Here is a 19,217-nt window from a genome sequence, read left to right as displayed (position 1 = left end):
GGTGGGGGTTTTTGGGGGCCCCCCCCCCCGCGCCCCCCCCCCCCCCCCCCGGCGCGCCCCCCCCCCCCCCGCCCGCCCCCCCCCCCCCCCCCCCGGGGGGGGGGCCCCCGCCCCCCCCCCCCCCCCCCCCCCACGGCCGTGACGCCGAGGAAGAGGAGGGAGGCCCACCACCGTCAACTCCCTGTAGAAGTCCCGCAGACACGCAGACACGCAGACACGCAGCCCCGCAGACCCGCAGACACGCAGACACGCAGACATGCAGACACGCAGGCACCAGGCCGGCGCCCGCCGATGAAGAGGGCGCAGGGGGCCGCCGACGTGTTGCCGACCACCGCGTCCCGCTCCGCACGCCGCCGGGGCGAAAGGGCGGTCGGGGAGCCAGGTGAGGAGTGAAGGTGAAGCATGAGGCGGCCTGCGACATCCCCCGCTGTCAGAGCTTTCTCCAATTCGATCACCACCGGTCTGCCGTTCTCGTCCAGCCCCAGCGTGTCGATCCGATCTCGGTGCCACGGACCGGTGGGGTACTCCGACGCCAGAAAGAGGGGGGAAGCGCTGCCGAACGACAGGCGTCACCAGGATTCTTCGGTCGAGCGATCAGTCGTCGGGCGCGGACCGGCTGATCGTCAGGGTCTCCTCCACCAGGGCGACTCGGACCGGCTCCGGCTGAAGCGCTCCGGCCTTCGTCACTCCCCAGGGCCTCGGTAGCGGAAGTGCCATGATCGGGTTCGGGCGACCCCGGGGGAGTCGCACCCAGGGGCCGCCCGACCTGATTCCTGGCACTCCCGATGTATGGCACTCCCGGAACCTCAAGCGAGGACGAGCAGGTCCATCCAGCTGGTGGCGGGCTCGTCGGGGTGGTCGGCTGCCGCGCGGCGCAGTTGGGCCAGACCTTGGGCGTAGGCATCGTCGGACAGTGCCCGGAGCTTTGAATCGGTGCTGCGGTCCAGGCGCTCGGCGAACGCGGCGAGAGTCGGTGCCGCCTCGTGAGGCAGGGAGCGCAGTACACGGGTGCGGTCGAAACCCGCTGCCGTGAATGCGGCGGTGACCTCGTCGATGCTGGGGTAGGCGTCGATGCCGGACGCGGTCCCGGGGAAGTAGCGGACGCGCAGGTCGCGGTCGAAGCGGCCGGGGAAGGCGTTGCGGATCAGTACAGGGGCGCCCGGCCTGAGGACGCGGCGCAATTCGCGGGCTGCCGCCGCCAGGTCGGGCAGATGGTGGATGACCGAGCCGAGCCAGGCGGCGTCCGCGCTCGAGTCGGGCACAGGCAGAGCGGCCGCGTGTCCGTCGAGTACCTCGATCCCGGCGCCCGCCGGGATGATGGCGCGCATCGCGGCGGCGGGCTCGACAGCAAGGACTCGTACCCCGAACCAGGTGTGGAAGGCGGTTGCGAAGAAGCCGGTGTCGGCGCCGACATCGAGCACGGTCATGCCTTCCCGCAACTGGACCGTTTCGGCAAGGGCCTCGCGCCAGGCCGTGAGCCCGTCGAGCGGGATGTCGCGGGCGGCCCGGTAGGCGGCGGCGGTCCGGGTGTCGTACGTGATGTCTGGCATGGGCTGCTCCCTCGGTGTTCATGGGCCGGGCTCGGGCGAGCGCGTGCAGGACGGCGACCACGGTGCCCTGGCCCGAGACACCGTACGGATCCTTGACCACGACCGGGCCCGCGGCTGCGGCCGTGAGCAGTTCGGGCAGTGACGTGACCACGGTGCCCCCGCCCGGCAGCCGCAGGCGGGTCGACCGTGGCTTTGGAGTTGACCAGCCGCACGGTCTCCAGGTCGGGAAGTGCTCCTGCCAGGCCCAGCTGTATCGCCGCCAGGTGGGTACCGGGCAGGACCGCGTACGGGGCTGGTTGCGCGCCGGTGAGCCCTGGCAGCCCGTGCTCGGCGAGCCGCTGCTCGACAGGGATTTCCGGGTCGCCGGGCACTCTCGTGTGACGTGCGCCGAAACCGGCGGCGTGCATGAGTCCCGTGAACGCCGGCACCGGCTGCTGGTTGGTGAGCAGTATGTCGTCCGGGCCGCAGAGGACCGCCTGGAGCTCGTCCATGGCGCGCAGCAACCGCTCGGCATGCCCTTCCGGCCGAGCCGGCCCGCGTCCATCATGCGCCGGAGCAGCGGGGGAGCAGCGTACAGGGGCTCCTCGTACTCCGCGTACGACTGATCGGCGCGGGAGACTGCCCCTGGGCGGAACGGCCGCGGGGGGGGGGGGGGGGGGGCCGCCCCGCCCGCGGGGGGGCGCGGCCGGGGGGGGGGGGGGGGGGGGGGGGGGGGGGGGGGGGGGGGGGGGGGGGGGGGGGTGTGGGGGGGGGGGGGGGGGGGGCGGCGGGGGGGGGGCCGGGGGGGGGGGGGGGGGGGGGCGGGCGGGCCCCCCCCCCCCCCCCCCCCCCCCCCCGGGACTCAGGCTCCGGCGCGCAGCCCCGCCAAGAGCTGATAGACCGTCTCCGTGCCCTGCCGCAGGGCCTCGATGCCGATGTGCTCGTCCGTACCGTGCATACGCTTGAGCATGTCCCGGTTCACGGTGAAGGGGTACATGCCGTAGACCGGCACGTTCTGCTCACGGAACGGCACCGCGCTGGTCACGGCCTCGAACTGGCAGGCTGTCGCCCGCACCCCGGGATGAGTCCGCCGCACGGCTGTCTGCCAGGCGCGGAAGACGTCCGTGTCGTGGCTGGAGTCCGGAACCGCCAGATAGCCGCGCAGCCGCGCGACAGCCTGCGCCTCGCTCTCCCCGGGGTTGCCGACCACCGTCAGCGTGGCCCGGTTGCCGATCAGGGAGCGCAGTTCGGCGACGATCCGCCCGGGATCGTCGCCACCGGGCAGGAAAGCCGCCCGGAACTCCGCGGTCGCCGTGCCGGGCACGATACTCGGGTAGTAGCCGGCCTTGGCCGAGGTGAATGCCAAGGTGGTGCGGAGCATCGCGTTGTGCAGCTCGGGCGTGTCGCTGAGCCGTACGACTGCATCGCCCGCCCGGTTCCGCCGCGCCTCGGAGCGCGCGTCGAGCATCTCCCGCAGGGCGGCGGCCAGCGCCGGGTCCGTGGTTGCCCGGGCGAGCTCGGCGAAGTACGTCCGTGACAGCGTGTTCGGGCGGATCGCGGCTCGCCAGCCGCCGAGCTGTTCCAGTACCTCGCCCAGCCGGATCACGGCCTGCCCGCTGAACGGCTTGGAGGTGTGCGTGGCGTACGAGGCCGCTTCCAGCCGCAACAGCAGGGAGCGCTTGTCGTTGCAGGTGAGCGCGGCGATCATGGGTGTCGTGCCGTCACGCTGGTTGAGCACCCAGCCGCCCTCGGTGAGGACCGCTCCGGCCTGCACCTTGCCCGGGTGCTCGGTGAGCAGCCAACGGACGCCGTACGGACCCTGTTCCTCGTCGCAGTCGGACCAGAAGACGATGTCCCGGTCGAATCGCGTGCCCTGACGCACATGGCGCAGCAGGGCGGCGACGAAGGCGGCGTTGACCCCCTTCATGTCGAGGGAACCCCGGCCGTACAGCATGCCCCCCACGGTCTCCCCGGTGAACGGCTCCCGCGTCCACGCGTCCCCGATCGCGGGGACCACGTCCGAGTGGCCGAGCAGGATCAGGGGCTTCTCGCGCACGGCGCCGGCAGCGGCGGGGACGCGGGCGAAGAAGTGGACGTTGCCCTCCTTGGGGGTCGGCACGATCTCGGTGGCGACCCCGGCGGCTTGGAAGACCCCTTCCAGCATCCGTGCGTGCGGCAGCGTGATCGCGCCGTCCCCGGGGTTGCTCGTGTTCTGCCGGATCATCGCGACGGCGAGCTCCACCGGATCGGTGGGATCGCCGTCGAAGGCGCGGCCTGCGGTGCCGCCGCCCGCGTCCGCCGTCCGCTGTGCGGCAGCGGCCTTCGGCGCGGCGACTGTCGACGTCCCGAGGGCGAGCACGGTGCCCGAGACGACCGCCGCGCCGCTGCCGAGCACGGTCCGTCTCGACGGACCGGCAGCTTCGGCGAGGCCGTCCAGACAGGCGGCCAGGACCGCTGCCGGATTCTCTTGGTGGGCGTAGTGGCCGCCCTCCACGGACAGCACCGTGCAGTCCGCTGTGGTCCACTCGCGCCACCGCCGGACGGCCGCCTCCGACACGTGCGGATCCTCGACGGCCCACACCGCCCGCAGCGGGACATGCGCGGCGCCGCTCGCGCGGCCGGCATAGTGGGCGGCCAGCATCAGATCGGCCTGAACGGGCGGCAGCAGCACCTCCTCGAACTCCGGATCGGCCAGCAGCTCGGGGTCCGTCAGTCCGGTCTCGGTCGCGAAGGCGCGGGCGTCATCGAGCGTCACTTCGCCGCCCGAACCGGCGAAGTCACCCGGGGACTGGCCGGCCACCACGCACAGCCGCGTCACCGGCACCCCGGTCTCCAGCAGCCGGCGGCAGACCTCGAACGCCACCAGCGCACCGAGACTCACACCGATCAGCACCGTACGCCTGCCTGTCGCGAGCGCCCGCACCTCGGCGGCCACCGCGTCCGCGTACACGGCCATGTCGACGACGGGTTCCTCGTCCACCCGGGTGCCTCTGCCGGGCGGTGTGACCAGCACCAGCGCCATGCCGTGGGGCAGCCGCCCGTGCCAGCTCGCGAAGGTCGAGCCGTGCGCGCCGGTGGGTGCGAAGCAGACCACGAGCGTGTCGGCCGGGCCGTCGTTCTTCTCCTCGCAGCGGATTCTCAGCCAGGGGATGCTCATCCGCGCTCCTCCTCCTGGGCCTCGTGGCAGAGTGCGGCGATCGCGCCGACGGTGGGTGCGCCGAGGATGCGGCGCAGGGGGATGCGCCGACCGGCAATCTTCGCGAGCCGGTTGGCGAGCCGGACGGCGAGCAGCGAGTGGCCTCCGGCGTCGAAGAAGTTCTGGTCCACGTCGGCGGGGGGAGTGCCGAGCAGTTCCTCCCAGAGGACCGCGACAGCGGCCTCGGTGGCGTCGGACGGCGTGAAGCCCCCTGTCCGCTCCTGTCCGATGTCCGCCACGAGCGTGCGCAGCCCGGTGCGGTGCAGCTTGCCGTTGGGGCCCAGCGGAAGCCGTGGCACCTGCTGGATGCGTGTCGGCAACATGTAGTCGGGCAGCCGGTCGCGCAGATATCCGCGCAGGGCCGAGACGCTCACCTCCTCCTCGGCCGTGACACAGGCGACGATCCGCGGCTCGCCGTCGTCCAGGTCGGCGTACGCCCCGGCGTCGGTGACGCCGGGCGCCTTGCGGAGGGTGGACTCGATCTCCTCCAGCTCCACACGGTAGCCGCGCACCTTGATCTGGTTGTCGGCGCGGCCGGTGATCTCCAGCGCCCCGTCCGGGAGATGACGGCCCCGGTCACCGGTCCGGTAGTGGCGCACTTCCTGGTCGTCGACGGTGAAGCGGTCCTCGCCGTCGCCGCCGAGATAGCCGAGGGCCAGCGGCGGCCCGCAGACCCACACCTCACCCATCACACCAGGGGGCAGCAGGCGGCCGTGCCGGTCGCGGACCGAGATCGACGCTCCCGCCACCGCGCCGCCGACCGGCACACGTTCGGCGTCCTCGGGCAGGGCGGCCGTGTCGTACGCGGCGACGTTGGAGGCGGTCTCGGTCATGCCGTACAGGTTGAGGAGCGTGGCGTCGGGCCAGACCTCCCTGAAGCGGTGGACGGTTCGCACCGGCAGGCTGTCCGCACCGCTGGTCACCAGCACCGGCCGGTGGGAACCGGAGAGCTTCGAGCTCTCCTCCAGGAGCCCGCCGATCAGCTGCGGGGTGAGGAAGAGATGGGTGATCCGCTCCTCGGCGACAACGCCGGCGAACAGCACCGGGTCGAGGAGCTCTTCGGTGCTGAGCACGACCGACGGGACGCCCTGGAGCAGGCCACCGAGCAGCTCCCAGGGCGAGGCGACGAGCGCCAGTGACTTCTGCACTGCCAGCACCGCGTTCTCGGGGAACGGATGGTCCTCCCACATCCACTCCAGCCGGCCGCGGACGGAACGGTAACTGATACGTACGCCCTTGGGGTTCCCGGTGGTGCCGGAGGTGTAGACGATGTGGAACAACGCGTTGTCGTCGGGCTCCTGTTCAGGCCCTCCGTGCACCGGGCCCTCCGCGACCGGGGCCAGCCGGACGCGGGGCGCGTCCAGCGTGGGGAACTGATCGAGCCCCGGCTCGGCCAGCACTGCCTGCGGCCCCGTCTCCTCCACCATGCGGCGCTGGCGCCGCACGGGGATCGCCGGATCCAGCCCGAGGTAGGCCGCGCCGGTCTTCAACACGGCGAGCACCCCGGCGACCGCGGCGGGACCGCGCTGAGCGGCGAGCGCGACCAACGAGCCGGGCCGCGTGCCCTTGGCGGCGAGCTGTGCGGCCAGCCGGCCGCTCCACTCGTCGAGCTCGCGGTAGGTGAGCGTGGTGCCGGTGTGGCGCAGGGCGACGGCCTCGGGGCGGGCCGCCACCTGCGCGGCGAAACGTTGCAGCAGGGTCGGGGTGGTCATGATGGTCCGCCTCCGGGCAGCAGATCGAGGGATCGGATGGCAGTGTGCGCGGCGTGCCGCGGGTCGGTGAGGGCCCTCAACGCGATCGTCGTGGACTCGAGGACGTTGCGTGCGACCGGTTCATCGAGCAGCTCCTGCTGGTAGGCGTACTGGAGCAGGAGCCGATCCGGGCCGTGCGGCTGCACGTAGAGGGCGCAGTCGTACTTCGTGTAGCCGGTTTCCAGTTCGACGAAGCGGAAGCCGACGCCGTCGGCGGTGGTCGCGCGGGCCGGGTACGGCAGCATGTTCAACATCGTCTGGAAGACGGGGGTCGCCGCCGAGCTCCTGGAGGCGGCCGGCAGCTGACGCAGCGTCCAGCCGAAGGGATGGTCCGCGGCGGCGTACGCGTCGTACACCGTGTCGCGCACCAGGGCGGTGAACTCGGCGAGCGTCGCGGCCGGGTCGATGCGCAGCCGCAGCGGCAGCATCGCGAGCATGAAGGCAGGCACATCGGCCGTCTCCGGCCGCTCCCGGCCCGCCATCGGCGCCCCCACGACGACCTCGTCGGCATCACCGTAATAACCGAGCGTCAGCGCGTACGCGGCCAGCAGCGGCACGAACGGGGTCGCGGACGCGGACAGGGCGGTCTCCCGCAGCCGTTGCGACAGAGCCTCGTCCAGTACGGCCTCGGTGATCGCACCCCGGTAGGTGGGCGTGGCCGGGCGCTGCTTCTGCGCGATCTGGAGCACCGGCAGATCGCCCGCGAGCTGTCGCAGCCAGTACCGGCCCGCCTCGGCCGTCTCCTCGGCGGCCAGCACCCGATCGAGGTGGTCGAGGTAGCGGTCGTAGCGGGTGGAACGCTCGGGGTCGGGAGCGGCCGGGCGCCGCTCGTACAACTCGGCCAGCCGTTGGAAGAGGACGGTGGCGCCCCAGCCGTCGAGCAGGAGCTCATGCATGGTGACCAGCACGCGGTGCTGTCCGTCCGGCAGCTTGAACAGCCCGGCGCGCAGCCCCGGCGCGGCCGGCAGATCGAAGGGGCGGGCCGCTTCCTCGGCCGCCAGCCGTCGGTACGCGTCCGCCGTGACCTCCTGCGGCCGCTCCGGCAGCGGCACGTCCCAGTGCGGGAAGTGGTGCACCACTTCGTCCCCCTGCGCCTCGTCCGGCTCGGCGAACCGGGCGAGCAGCAGCGGATTCTCGGCCAGCAGCAGCCGCCAGGCGGCTGCCAGGCGGGGGACGTCCAGCGGACCGTCCAGCTCCAGGGAGCCCTGATAGCTGTAGTAGGGGCTCTGCGGATCCAGCCGCCAGTGGTAGTACACGCCTGCCTGCTGCGGAGTGAGCGGGCGAGTGCGCGGAGCGTCCCGGACATGATCGGTGCCGGCGCTCCTCCCGGCGGGCGGGATCCGGGTGCCGAGAGCAGCGAGCGCGGCCGGGCTGCCGTCGCGCAGCACCTCGCGCAGGCTCACCGCCGATCCCGTCTCCCGCAGCCGTGCGACCAGCCGCATGGCCTGCAGCGAGTCGCCACCCAGCTCCAGGAACGAGTCGTCGCGGCCGACCTGCCCGCTGCCCAGCAGTTCGGCGACGATCGCGACGATCGCGGCCTCGGCCTCATTCCGCGGCGGACTGAAGGGACGAGTCCCGGGGCGGCGTCGGCGCGGCGGTGCGGGCAGGGCCGTGTAGTCGGTCTTGCCGTTGCGAGTGAGCGGCAGCCGTGGAAGCACCACGAACGTGTGCGGCACCATGGGCGCGGGCAGCCGCTCGGCCAGATGGGCGCGCAGCGCCTCCGCCGCCACCTCCCCGTCGGGGGTCGTGACGTAAGCGACCAGCCGCTGGTGGCCCACCGCCGGAGTGTGGGCACTCTCGCGGGCCACCAGTGCGCCCTCGTCGCCGTCGGTGCGTACGACGACCGCGCAGGCGGCCACCGCGGGGTGGGCGCCGAGCTCCGCCTCGATCTCGGCGAGCTCCATGCGGACGCCGCCGAGCTTGACCTGCCGGTCGACCCGGCCCAGATACTCCAACTGGCCGTCCGGCAGCACCCGCACCGCGTCACCGGTGCGGTACAACCGCCCGCCGCCCTCCGTGAACGGGTCGGCGAAAAAGGCGAGCGCGGTCCGCTCCGGGTCGCCCAGATAGCCGCGGCCCACGACGAGGCCGCCGACGAACAGCTCGCCCGTCTCCCCGTGGTCGCAGGCGTGCCACCGCCTGTCCTCGCCGCGCAGGACGTACAGCGCGGCGTTGCCGACGGGAGTACCGATCGGCAGACGGCGTACGTCGGGGCCGGGCGCGCCGAGGACGGCGTGGGTGACGTCGTCCGAACACTCCGTGGGGCCGTAGGCGTTGAGCAGCGGGATGCCGGGAAGGGCTTCGTACCACCGGCGGGCCAGCGCGGGCGGCAGTTCCTCGCCGGTGGCGATCATCCAGCGCAGCGCTCCGGGCCGGATCCCCGCGCTCTGCTGGGCGTCCAGCAGGAAGCGGATCAGCGTGGGCACGGTCTCCAGGACGGTGGTCCCGCCCCGGCGTACCGCCTCCAGCAGCAGCGCGCCGTCCTGGGCCTGGTCGTCGCCGAAGATCTGGACGCGGCCGCCGACGAGCAGCGGTGCCAGCATCTGCCAGACGGAGATGTCGAAGCTCAGCGGCGCGGTCTGCGCCAGCCGGTCGGCGGCGGTCATCTTGAGGTCGTCGACCTTGGCCCACAGATGGTTGAGCATTCCCCGGTGTTCGACGACCGCGGCTTTGGGGCGGCCGGTCGATCCCGAGGTGTACAGGACGTAACGCACTTCGTCGGCGGGCGGCGGTGACGGCCGCGTGCGGCGGGCGTCCGCGGGTGCCGGGGAGGCGGTGCGCACGCCGGCCGCCTGAGCACCCTCGACCAGTTCGCCACTGTCGGCGGGCCCACCGACAGTGAGCAGCAGCACCGCGCCGCTGTCCCTCAGCAGCGCGTCGACGCGGGCGGCGGGCCAGCTCGCGTCGACAGGCAGATAGACCGCGCCCAGCAGTTCCAGCGCGAGGAAGGCGCAGACGACATCGGCGCCGCGCCGGCCGCCAACCGCGACGATCTGCCCGCCGGTGACACCCGCTGCGGCCAGTTGGGCGGCGATCCGCTGCATCCGGTCGGCCAACTCGCCGTAGCTGAGGCTTTGTCCGCCGTCCTCGATCGCCGTGCGGTCGGGCCGGGCGGCCGCATGCCGTTCCACGTGGGCGTGGACGCCCTCGTCCAGCGGGTACGGCTCGCTGCGCGTCAGCGCCGCGGCGACGGCTCGCTCCCGGGCCCCTTCGGCCAGCGGCAGCGAGGGATAGCGCGTCGGCAGAGCGGTCACAGGGATCCCTTCTTCTCCGCGAAGACGAGCAGATACTCGACGGGGACGCCGGTTCCCCGCTCGTCCGTGGTGTGGAAGTCCTCGGTCATCTCGACCATCTCGGCGCGCAGCTCCTTCCAGCGCGACGACGGGGAGATCGTGTTCTTCGCGGCGATGCACGGACCGAAGCAGTTCTCGAAGAAGGCGACCAGGTCCTCGGCGGTCGCGAAGGGGTAGAACAGTTCCCTGCGTTCGGCAGTGACGGTGAAGGAGGGGCCGAACAGCTCGGCGAGGTAGTCCGCCGAGCCCCACAGCATCGGTTGCCCCTGATGACCGTTGGGCGAAGGAAAGTAGGCGGACAGAATCTCCTGGAAGTGCGCCGTCCAGCTGCGCGCCGTCCAATTGCACATGCCAATCCGGCCGCCGAGGCGCAGCACTCGGGCCATCTCTCCGGAGGAGGCGGCATGGTCGGGCGCGAACTGCACCCCGTAGGTGGAGGTCACCAGGTCGAACGAGCCGTCGGCGAAGGGAAGCTCCTGAGCGTCCCCGCGATGCAGCTCCACCTCCACTCCCGCCTCGGCGAAGCGCTCGCGGGCATCGGAGAAGAACTCGTCCGTCAGATCGAGCCCGGTCACCGTCGATCCGCGCTGCGCGGACAGCAGCGCCACGTTGCCGTTGCCGGTGGCGACATCGAGATGGCGGCAGCCGGGCTCAGGGGCGAGCCGTCCGACCAGCTCGACCGCGCCGGGGCGCAGCAGGTCGGCCACTCGCCGGTACTCCCCGTACGACCACATGGTGCGGTTGATTTCCTGGACATTGGGATCGATGGCCATGATGCGTCCCCTCAGAGCGTGAGCCGGGTGCCGAGGCCGACGGCCTCGGCGCGAGCGTGTATGCGGTCGGCGACGGCGACATCGAGGATCGACATGCCGAAGGGATTGCTGATGATGGTCTCGTCCTGGCGGCGGCGGCCCGGGTGACGGCCGGCGAGCACGTCACCGAGGGCGGCGTCCACCCGGCGCGCGCCGGGCTGTGCGGTCACCCCGTCCCGAGGGGCGCCGTCGGGGCCGAGCAGGGTGCCCGCCCGGTGCATCCGGCCGAGCAGGCGGCGCGGGTCGTCGCGCACCAGGCTCCAGTCGTCGACGATCACCGTGTCAGCGGCGAGCACCGCCCCCTCGGTGAGGTCGTCCAGCGAGACGTGGCAGACCAGCGCGCCGGGCCGCAGCCAGTCGGGCTCGATGTACCCCTGCGTCACCGTGGTGACGGGCACGACGAGTTCGGCGTCCCGCACCGCCTCTCGTGCGCTCTCGGCCCGTACGGTCTCGACCTTCGCGCCGCCGGGCAGGGAGGCGACGTACGCGGCGAGGGCATCGGCGCGTTCGGGCGTCACGTCGTAGAGCGCCAGCGCGCGCAGGGTCGGCACGGTGCGCAGCAACAGCGCGGCATGCGCCTGGGCCAGGGCGCCACAGCCGACGAGTGCCAGCCGTTGCGGAGACCTCACCGCCAGGTGGAGTACGGCGAGCGCGGTCACCGTCGCGGTGCGCATTGCGCTGATGTACGCCGCCTCCATCAGGGCGACCGGCCGTGCCGTCTCCGGGTCGAGTAGCAGGGTGAAGCCCTGGGAGCGCGGAATGCCCCGTGCCGGATTGCCCAGTGAGGCGTTGATGGTCTTCAGCCCGACGACGGGCGGGCGGCCGACGTCGAGCAGCGCGCCGGGCATCGCCAGCAGCCGGGCCGAGTCGCCCCGCGGGGTCGTCCAGCCGAGGTAGGCCTCCTCGGGGAGGACCGACTGCCCCGCGCTGTGCAGCGTCAGCGCTTCGGCCACCGTCTGCACGATGTCCACGCCCCGGGCGGCCTCCACGACGTCCGCGCGCGTCAGATGGAGGAAGTGACTGTCTGGGTATCGCTCGAAGTCCATGGGGAGCGGGGCCTCCTTGGCCGGGGTGGGGAATGCTCGGACGGGGGACGGCCCAACAGGCCGGAGGTCAGCGGCCGGTACGCGCCTTTGGCTCGTCTGCGCGTTCCACCGGCCCGGCCGTCCCGGCACGGCGCGGCCCTCGCAGCGCTGCGAGGGGAACGAACGCGCCCACCAGGAGCACACAGGCGAGCGTGATCCAGCCGGCCTCGCCGAGGGCGAGCACCACACCCGTCATGAGGACCGGGCCCACGACCCGGTTGGCGACGGTGCGGCTGGTGTTGAACAGCACCAGGTAGGCGCTGCGCGCCCCCTCGGGGGCCAGCTCGAAGGAGAGCGTCCAGGACGCGCCGACCTGCAGCAACTCGGCGAAGGTCAGCAGCACGACCGCGCCGCCCAACGTCAGCAGTGCGCCGCGCGTCCCGAAGCCCGGCGCGGCGGCGAACGCCAGCGCGCCGCAGCTCAGCAGCGCCGCCGCGGTCGCGTACGACAACCAGGCCCGACGCGTCGTGTCGTAGCAGCGGTTGAGGGGGTACTGGAGGGCGATGCAGAGCACGGTGTTGACGGCGTAGAGGATGCCGACGTAGCGCTCCGGCACCTCGGTGGCGGTCACCAGCCACAGTGGGAGCGCCACGTTGAGCACCGGCATCCACAGCGACACCAGCGCGTTGTACGTGGTGAAGCCCAACAGCCGCCAGTCCTTGAGCAATTCCCGTACGCCCGTCGTCCCGACGCTGCCGACCGAGCCCTCGTCGCGTGCGGTGGCGAACACCGCGGCCACGATGACGTAGGCGACCGCGCCACCGATCAGCAGCGGCCGGAACGCGCCGTGCGAGCCCGAACCCAGGGCGACTCCGGCGATCAGCCCTCCCAGACTGATGCCCAGATTGACGACGGTGCGCTGGACGGCCATCACCCTCGCGCGCAGGCTTTCCGGCGCCCGCGCGCCGACATAAGCCTGGACCAGAGGGGGCGAGGACTGCTCGGTGACGGCGATGAGGGAGACGACCAGCAGGAAACTCCACCAGCCGTCCACCCACAGATAGCCGATGGTGGCCAAGGAGCGCAGGAGCATGACGCCGACCAGCACGGACTTGGGGCCGAAGCGTTCGGCCAGCCGGGCGATGGGCAGGGCGGTGAAAAGCGCGGTCGCGCCGCCGATCGTCAGTCCGATGCCCACGGACGAGGTGCTGAGATGGGCGACCTTGACGAAGTAGATGGTCGACACGGCGAGGAACAGGCCGGTCCCAGTCCATTCGATCAAGGTCGCGCCCTGCACCAGCGGAAGGAACTGCCGGTAGTGGCGGCCGCTCTCGCGCCGTCCTGGCGTGATGCTCGTACTCATGATCGCTGGTGCTCCAGGTGGTGCGGTTGCCGCCGCGTGAAGAACAGGCCCTCACGGCGCAGCTCTCTCGTCGTGGCGGCTAATTGTTCGGCGATGCCCTGTTCGCTCGCCCAGTCGTCGGAGTAGAGGGTGTCGCGGTACTTTTCGCCGCCGTCGGCGGCCACACAGACCGAAAGTCCCCGTGGCGCGGGATCGTTCGCCAGATCGGTGATCACCGCGCGCACGGCGCAGCCGCTGGACCCGCCGAGCACGAGCCCCAGGTCCTCGGCCATGATCCGGCAGACGGCGATTGCCTCGACGTCGTCGACCTGTACGAGGCGGTCGTAGCTGTCCGCGCCTTTCAGGAAGGCGGAGGGGCGGCTGGCCCCGATCCCCGGTATCAACCGGCGTCCCGCGCTGCCGGCGACGGCCAGTGAACCGCATACGTCGACGGCGACCGGGGCGACGTCGGGGCGGTGCTCGCGCAGATGGGAGGCGATGCCGGCCAGGGTTCCGCCGGTGGAGACAGGGACGTAGACCGTGTCGAGCCCGGCACCGGCGTCTTCGGTGATCTCTGGGCCCGTGGTGGTGCGATGCACCTCGGGGGCGGCCCAGTTCTCATACTGGTTGGGCCAGCGGTAGCCGGGGTTCTGGGCCAGCAGCTCGCGCACGGTGCGCAGCCTGCTCAGCAGATAGCCGCCTTGGCCGTCCGGCTCGTCGACCACCAGGACACGCGCGCCGTCGGCCTCGAGCATGCGGCGAGTGACGGGCGGGGTCTTGAGATCGACCACCGCGAGCAAGGTGCAGTCGACGGCGCGCAGTAATCGGGCCAGCGCCAGGCCGAGATTCCCCGAGGTCGACTCGACCACCACGGTGCCCGGTGTCAGCGGCTGCTCGTCGTGCAGGGCCTGCAGGAGTCCGACGGCGCTGCGGTCCTTGACCGAACCGCTGGGACCATACCCCTCCAGCTTCAGCGCCAGCCAGCGCGAACGTCCTCGGTGACTAACGGTGAGGTGGAGCAACGGAGTCCTGCCGAGAGCCCGTTCCAGGACAGGCCTGACAAGCGACATCGCTTCCCCCCGAGTTCGGCACCGCTGTGAACCGAATACGAGAAGACCTTAGGCACCAGCCCCCAGGAGTAATCAACGACATAACCAATGCGCCTGATGACATCTGGCTGGAATCCCCACGGACGGTTCTCGGCCATCCTGCGTCCCTGTCTCGGCGACCTGTGCCGACGATGGTCCGACAGGAGCGCGGGGAGGAGGCGAAAGATCTGAGAAACGCTCAAAAAATGGCCGACACCGAGCCTTTTCCAACCCCACGTTGAGGCGTGGTGAAGGACGACGACGGCCTTCACTATGCCCGTGATCCGGTTGGTGCTGCAGCGGAGCTTCCGGAGGAGGCGCCAGCCCTTGAGAGTGGCCATGGGTGGCCATGGCCTGTTCGCCGAGGCAGCGGATCGTGGGCGTGACTGCTGTGGTGACGACGCCTCCCTCGCTTGAGCCGACTGCCGCGAAAGGGCACCCGGACCGGTCCGCCGACTCCCTGGTACGCCTTGTCCGCCCAGCATGTCGCCGTTCGGGGCGTCCGAGGACCGCAACCTCACGCCGTACTCGACCCGCGGTGGCATCGCGGCGTGTCAGTCCCCTCCGGAAGACTGAGGACCGCGACTTCCTCGCGCGCCGGGCTCGGTAGCGCGGCCAAGTACCATGCCGCCCGAACGCTCACGGACTCGTAGTGCGCAGGTCCCGGGCTTGAGCCGCCAGGGACTTTTCAGGGATTTTCCGCTCTGCCGGAGGAACGTCCGAGGGAGTTTCCGCAGTACGAGCACGGAAGGCTGCGACAGCGCTGAAAGGCCGAAGGCTTCGGGCCGACGCCTCCACGCCGTCGCTCCGGCACGGCGGCGGGCCGGTAGTGGTGGCGGGCGAGACCCTTCGGGGCCGCACACGGCCCTGACCTAGGGGAACGTGCCCCCACAGGCCCGGCGGCGCCACGCGCCGGGCCCGCCTCCGGGAACTCAGGCGTACGGGTAGAACCCCGCCCCCGTCTTCCGCCCCAGCCGGCCCGCGTCGACCATGCGCTGGAGCAGCGGGGGAGCGGCGTACAGGGGCTCCTTGTACTCCGCGTACATCGAGTCGGCGACGGAGGCCACCGTGTCCAGGCCGATCAGGTCCGCGAGCTTCAGCGGCCCCATCGGGTGGGCGCAGCCCATCTCCATGCCGTTGTCGATGTCCTCACGGCTGGCGATGCCCGACTCGAACATCCGGATGGCAGAGAGGAGGTACGGGATCAGCAGGGCGTTCACCACGAACCCGGACCGGTCCTGCGCCCGGATGGGGTGTTTGCCCAGCACCTCCCGTACGAGCGCCTCGGCCCGCTGCACGGTCTGCTCGGACGTCGTCAGGGCGGGAATCAGTTCGACGAGCCTCTGCACCGGGGCCGGGTTGAAGAAGTGGATCCCGATGACCTGGTCCGGGCGGGAAGTGGCCACGGCGAGCTTCACCAGCGGGATGGACGAGGTGTTGGACGCCAGGATCGCGTCCGACCGGGGCACCACCTGGTCGAGCACCCGGAAGATCTCCGTCTTGACCTGCTCGTTCTCGACGACGGCCTCGATGACCAGATCGCGGTCGGCGAACTCGCCGAGGTCGGTGGTGAAGCTGAGGCGGCCGAGGGTCTCGTCGCGCTCGTCCTCGGTGATCTTGCCGCGCTCGGCGGCCTTCGACAGGGAGTTGTGCAGTCGGGTACGCCCTATTTCCAGGGCCTCGCCGGTGGTCTCCGCGACCATCACCTCAAGGCCGCTGCGCGCGCAGACCTCCGCGATACCTGCGCCCATCTGGCCACAGCCGACCACTCCGACGCGTGCAATGTCGGCCATAGAGTCCGTCACCTCGTGCCTCTCCCTGATCTCCGTATCGCGGGGCCGTGGGTGGCGGTACCCGCTTCGACCTCCAGACGGTACCCGGCGACGCGGCCCAAGTTACCTGCGGGTCATCGACGGTCCGAGAAGGCATGATCTGCGTCACGCACCCGACCGGAGCGGTGCGACCGAGCACGAGCGGAAGGTGGAGCGTATGCGGCGCATGGGCCGGAGGGCATTCATGCTGGGCGCGGCCGGAGTGGTGGCGGCCCTGGCCACCCCGGGTCCGGCGGGGGCGGCAGGGCCGGTGTCCCGTGACCGACGTCACCGCGTGGCGACCGGGGTGCGCGGGATGTGGATCGCCACCGTGGCGAACGTCGACTGGCCCTCCGTCACCGGGCTGTCGGCGGCCACCCAGCGCAGCGAGCTGATCGCGCATCTGGACCGCGCCGTCCGGTTCGGGCTCAACACGGTGATCCTGCAGGTCAGGCCGAGTGCCGACGCGCTGTGGCCCTCTCCCCATGAGCCCTGGTCGCAGTACCTGACCGGCGTGCAGGGCAAGGACCCCGGCTGGGACCCGCTCGGTACGGCGGTGACCGAGGCCCACGACCGCGGCCTCGAACTGCACGCCTGGTTCAACCCGTACCGCGTCTCCAACCAGACCGATCCGAAGAAGCTCGCCGCCACCCACCCCGCCCGGGTCCACCCGGACTGGGTCGTCCCGTACGGCGGGAAGCTGTACTACGACCCGGGACTGCCGGAGGTCCGCGCGTTCGTCCAGGACGCCATGCTCGACGCGGTCAGCCGGTACGACATCGACGCGGTCCACTGGGACGACTACTTCTACCCCTACCCCGTCTCCGGCCAGGTCTTCGACGACGCCGCCACCTACGCCCGCCACGGGAGCGGCTTCAGCAGCAAGGCGGCCTGGCGCCGGGACAACATCGACCGACTGGTGAAGGAGACCGCCGACCGCATCAAGGAGATCAAGCCGCACGTCCGTTTCGGCATCAGTCCCTTCGGCGTCTGGCGCAACAAGACGACGGACCCGCTCGGCTCACCGACCGCCGCAGGGGTGCAGACGTACGACGACCTCCACGCGGACACCCGCAAGTGGGTCCGCGAGGGGTGGATCGACTACATCTGCCCGCAGCTGTACTGGAGCATCGGACAGTCGGGGGCCGACTACGCCCAGCTCGTCCCCTGGTGGGCAGAGGTGGTGGAGGGCACCGACGTCGACCTCTACATCGGGGAGGCGCTCTACAAGGCCGGCGACCCGGCCCAGTCCGCGGCCTGGCAGAACGCGTCCGAACTCTCCCGCCACCTCACCCTCGCCGAGGAGTACCCGGCCGTCGGCGGACACGCCTTCTTCTCCGCGAAGAGCGTGAAGGCGGACCGGATCGGCGCCATGTCCCGGGTGGCGGTGGACCACTACGGGGTGGGGTGAGGGCGAACCCTGCGTCGACGAGTCCCCGGGGGAGGGCGGGGGCCGGTTCTCCCAGGCCGATCCGGCGAGGGTTACGGGTCCGGGGCTACGGCGGATCGTCGGAGATCGGAGAGAGGTGGCGGACGGCGGACGGCGGATCACACGGTGAGCCTCACCGCTTCGATCCACGGGTCGTTGTCGTGGGTGCCGGCGTAGGTGAACGGCAACCCGTTGCCGGGTTCGTCGCAAGCCAGGGCGAGCCAGTCATCGTTGTGGACGTACGTGGTCTGACAGACGGTGCTGTTGCCGCCGTCGACCTCGATGGTGAACCCTCGCATGTACGGGGCGCCCTTCTCGGTGCTGCCCGCGTAGTTGTCGGCGCCGTCCACGGCGCTCGACCATCCGTAGGGGAAGTACTGCCCGGTCGCCGTGGGGTTGCGGACCATGGCGTTGCTGGACGTGCCGTTGCTCTTGGACACCGCGATGTTCACAGAGGTGATCTGCTCCCCCGAGCCTGCCGTGCCCGCCGTGCCACCGTCGCACTCGGCGTCGGACCAGCCGTGGTCCCTCGTGAAGACGCGGTAACAGATGTGCGATGTACCCGGATCCTCCGCTGCCTTCTGCTGGACAGCGATCGCCGCGGTCCGCTCCGGGGCCTCGGTCTCCTTCTCCCCGGGTCCATCGCCTCCCGCCCCACCCGCGTCCGTGTCCGCGTCCGCCCCCTGCGTCGCGGCGGCGGCCGGGGGCGCCGGGGCCGTGGCTGCCGTGGCCTTCGGAGCCCCGGGAGTTGGCGAGGGAAGGGGCGGCAAGGTGCCGACGGCCGCCTCTTGGGGCTTTTCGGTGGCAGTGGTGTCGACGTGGGGCGTGTAAGCGCGCCAGATCATCACGAACGCGATCGTCAGGGCGAGGAGAATGCTCACGAGGGCCGCCAGCCAGCGCGGCAAGACGCTCCGCTGCACGTAGGTGCCCGCCACGTCCAGCGGCGTGGCACCCGACCGTTGCACCGCCAAGGTGTACGGCCGGTCCTCCTTGGACCCTATCCAGATGATCTGCCGCGGCTTCAGCGTCGTCTGCAGGAACGCCGCGCGTCCCGGATCGATCTGCACATTGCTCGGACTGATGTCGTAGGACAGCTGATCCCCGTTGTCGCTGCCGCGCACCGAGGCCGTGAGCTTGGTGTTGCCCAGGTTGTCCACGGCCAGCCTGGGACGTCCGCGGAAACGGCCCTTCACGGTCGGGGGCACCAGCTCCGCCCGCATCTCCGTGAACGGGGTGACGGTGAGGTTCCCCTCCGGAACCGTGGTGGCCTGCGGATGCTCCGTCGGCGTGACCCGCACCGCGTAAGGATGAGGACCGGCCGCCGCGTCCGGCGTGCGCGGCGGGGAGAACGACAGTGCGACCGTCCCCGTCGTCCCCGGGAACAACCGGAGTGACTGCGGCTCCACGAGAGCCCAGGGGGCGAGTGGGCCCACCACTTCGAACCGGTACTCGTCCACCACGTCACCGGTGTTGCGCAGACGCAGCCGCACGGTCGTACTGCCACCCGGGTCCACGGTCGCGGAGGCGGGTTCGAGGGAGGTCCAGAGGTTCACCCATGGACGCTAAACGCGACAACGGTGCCGGGTCAGGAAGCCACGGGGCACGAGGAATGCCCGAAGGGGCGGAGCCGGTTGCCCCCTGCCCCGGCACGGACTCGTCGTGCCGGGTGGGACGCTCCCGCGCCCAGTACGGTCAGCCTGCCTTTTCCGGCTCCTTCCGCCCGCCCCCGTGCTGGACCACGCTGTCCGGCCCCGGGTACGCCAGCGACTCGTGGCCGTCGGCGTAGCGCAGCCGGTACGGCGGGGTGCCGCTCGGGCCCTTCACCTCGACGATCTCCGCGACCCGGTCGGGCCGGCCCACGGTTCTGCCGTGGGTCAGCAACCGGTCGCCGGTGTGTGCCTCCATGGGGAACGACCTCCTCCTGGACGGTGGTTCCGTTTG

The 19,217-nt window shown here is 71.6% G+C and carries 12 protein-coding genes and 2 pseudogenes; 1 reads left to right on the top strand and 13 read right to left on the bottom strand.

The window, feature by feature from the left end; all coding sequences use genetic code 11:
- Positions 1-806: 806 nt before the first annotated feature.
- The 11 genes and pseudogenes from ACFYPN_RS14755 to ACFYPN_RS14705 form a co-directional block, all read right to left on the bottom strand.
- Positions 807-1,550, bottom strand: a complete 744-nt coding sequence (locus ACFYPN_RS14755) for a class I SAM-dependent methyltransferase (protein ID WP_389298426.1) — start codon at positions 1,548-1,550, stop codon at positions 807-809.
- 517 nt (positions 1,551-2,067) lie between these two features.
- Positions 2,068-2,166: pseudogene (locus tag ACFYPN_RS14750) on the bottom strand (3-hydroxybutyryl-CoA dehydrogenase); the annotation flags it as partial.
- Positions 2,167-2,391: 225 nt separating this feature from the next.
- Positions 2,392-4,686 (bottom strand): M20/M25/M40 family metallo-hydrolase, encoded by a 2,295-nt coding sequence (locus ACFYPN_RS14745; protein ID WP_389298424.1) that lies wholly within the window; start codon positions 4,684-4,686, stop codon positions 2,392-2,394.
- Entirely contained in the window at positions 4,683-6,437 is a 1,755-nt protein-coding gene (locus ACFYPN_RS14740) for an AMP-binding protein (RefSeq protein ID WP_389298422.1), read from the bottom strand. The genes ACFYPN_RS14745 and ACFYPN_RS14740 overlap by 4 nt, the downstream gene beginning before the upstream one ends.
- On the bottom strand, positions 6,434-9,730 hold the full coding sequence (locus ACFYPN_RS14735) for an amino acid adenylation domain-containing protein (protein WP_389298420.1): 3,297 nt from the start codon (positions 9,728-9,730) through the stop codon (positions 6,434-6,436). The genes ACFYPN_RS14740 and ACFYPN_RS14735 overlap by 4 nt, the downstream gene beginning before the upstream one ends.
- The gene (locus tag ACFYPN_RS14730; protein ID WP_358759028.1) at positions 9,727-10,542 is read right to left on the bottom strand and encodes a class I SAM-dependent methyltransferase; all 816 of its coding nucleotides are present in this window, start codon (positions 10,540-10,542) and stop codon (positions 9,727-9,729) included. The genes ACFYPN_RS14735 and ACFYPN_RS14730 overlap by 4 nt, the downstream gene beginning before the upstream one ends.
- A gap of 11 nt (positions 10,543-10,553) precedes the next feature.
- Positions 10,554-11,627, bottom strand: a complete 1,074-nt coding sequence (locus ACFYPN_RS14725; RefSeq protein ID WP_389298418.1) for an ornithine cyclodeaminase family protein — start codon at positions 11,625-11,627, stop codon at positions 10,554-10,556.
- A gap of 67 nt (positions 11,628-11,694) precedes the next feature.
- Positions 11,695-12,969 carry an MFS transporter gene (locus ACFYPN_RS14720; RefSeq protein WP_389298416.1) on the bottom strand — a complete coding sequence of 425 codons (1,275 nt, stop codon included), beginning with the start codon at positions 12,967-12,969 and terminating at the stop codon, positions 11,695-11,697.
- The gene (locus tag ACFYPN_RS14715) at positions 12,966-14,018 is read right to left on the bottom strand and encodes a pyridoxal-phosphate dependent enzyme (RefSeq protein WP_389298414.1); all 1,053 of its coding nucleotides are present in this window, start codon (positions 14,016-14,018) and stop codon (positions 12,966-12,968) included. Before ACFYPN_RS14715 ends, ACFYPN_RS14720 begins: the two co-directional genes overlap by 4 nt.
- A 257-nt stretch (positions 14,019-14,275) precedes the next feature.
- Positions 14,276-14,517: pseudogene (locus tag ACFYPN_RS14710) on the bottom strand (IS5/IS1182 family transposase); the annotation flags it as partial.
- Positions 14,518-14,968: 451 nt separating this feature from the next.
- On the bottom strand, positions 14,969-15,829 hold the full coding sequence (locus tag ACFYPN_RS14705; RefSeq protein ID WP_389298412.1) for a 3-hydroxybutyryl-CoA dehydrogenase: 861 nt from the start codon (positions 15,827-15,829) through the stop codon (positions 14,969-14,971).
- A gap of 223 nt (positions 15,830-16,052) precedes the next feature.
- Between ACFYPN_RS14705 and ACFYPN_RS14700 the strand changes: the two genes are divergently transcribed.
- Positions 16,053-17,258 carry a glycoside hydrolase family 10 protein gene (locus tag ACFYPN_RS14700; RefSeq protein WP_389298508.1) on the top strand — a complete coding sequence of 402 codons (1,206 nt, stop codon included), beginning with the start codon at positions 16,053-16,055 and terminating at the stop codon, positions 17,256-17,258.
- Positions 17,259-17,395: 137 nt separating this feature from the next.
- Here ACFYPN_RS14700 and ACFYPN_RS14695 read toward each other — a convergent pair whose 3' ends face one another.
- Both ACFYPN_RS14695 and ACFYPN_RS14690 read right to left on the bottom strand, forming a co-directional pair.
- Positions 17,396-18,829: a hydrolase gene (locus tag ACFYPN_RS14695; protein ID WP_389298410.1), complete on the bottom strand. Its 1,434-nt coding sequence runs from the start codon at positions 18,827-18,829 to the stop codon at positions 17,396-17,398.
- 139 nt (positions 18,830-18,968) lie between these two features.
- Positions 18,969-19,181 (bottom strand): DUF1918 domain-containing protein, encoded by a 213-nt coding sequence (locus ACFYPN_RS14690; protein ID WP_358759016.1) that lies wholly within the window; start codon positions 19,179-19,181, stop codon positions 18,969-18,971.
- Positions 19,182-19,217 lie beyond the last annotated feature (36 nt).

It is taken from the genome of Streptomyces sp. NPDC005576, assembly GCF_042871745.1.
Taxonomy (GTDB): domain Bacteria; phylum Actinomycetota; class Actinomycetes; order Streptomycetales; family Streptomycetaceae; genus Streptomyces.
This window is presented reverse-complemented; position numbering and strand designations above follow the sequence as displayed.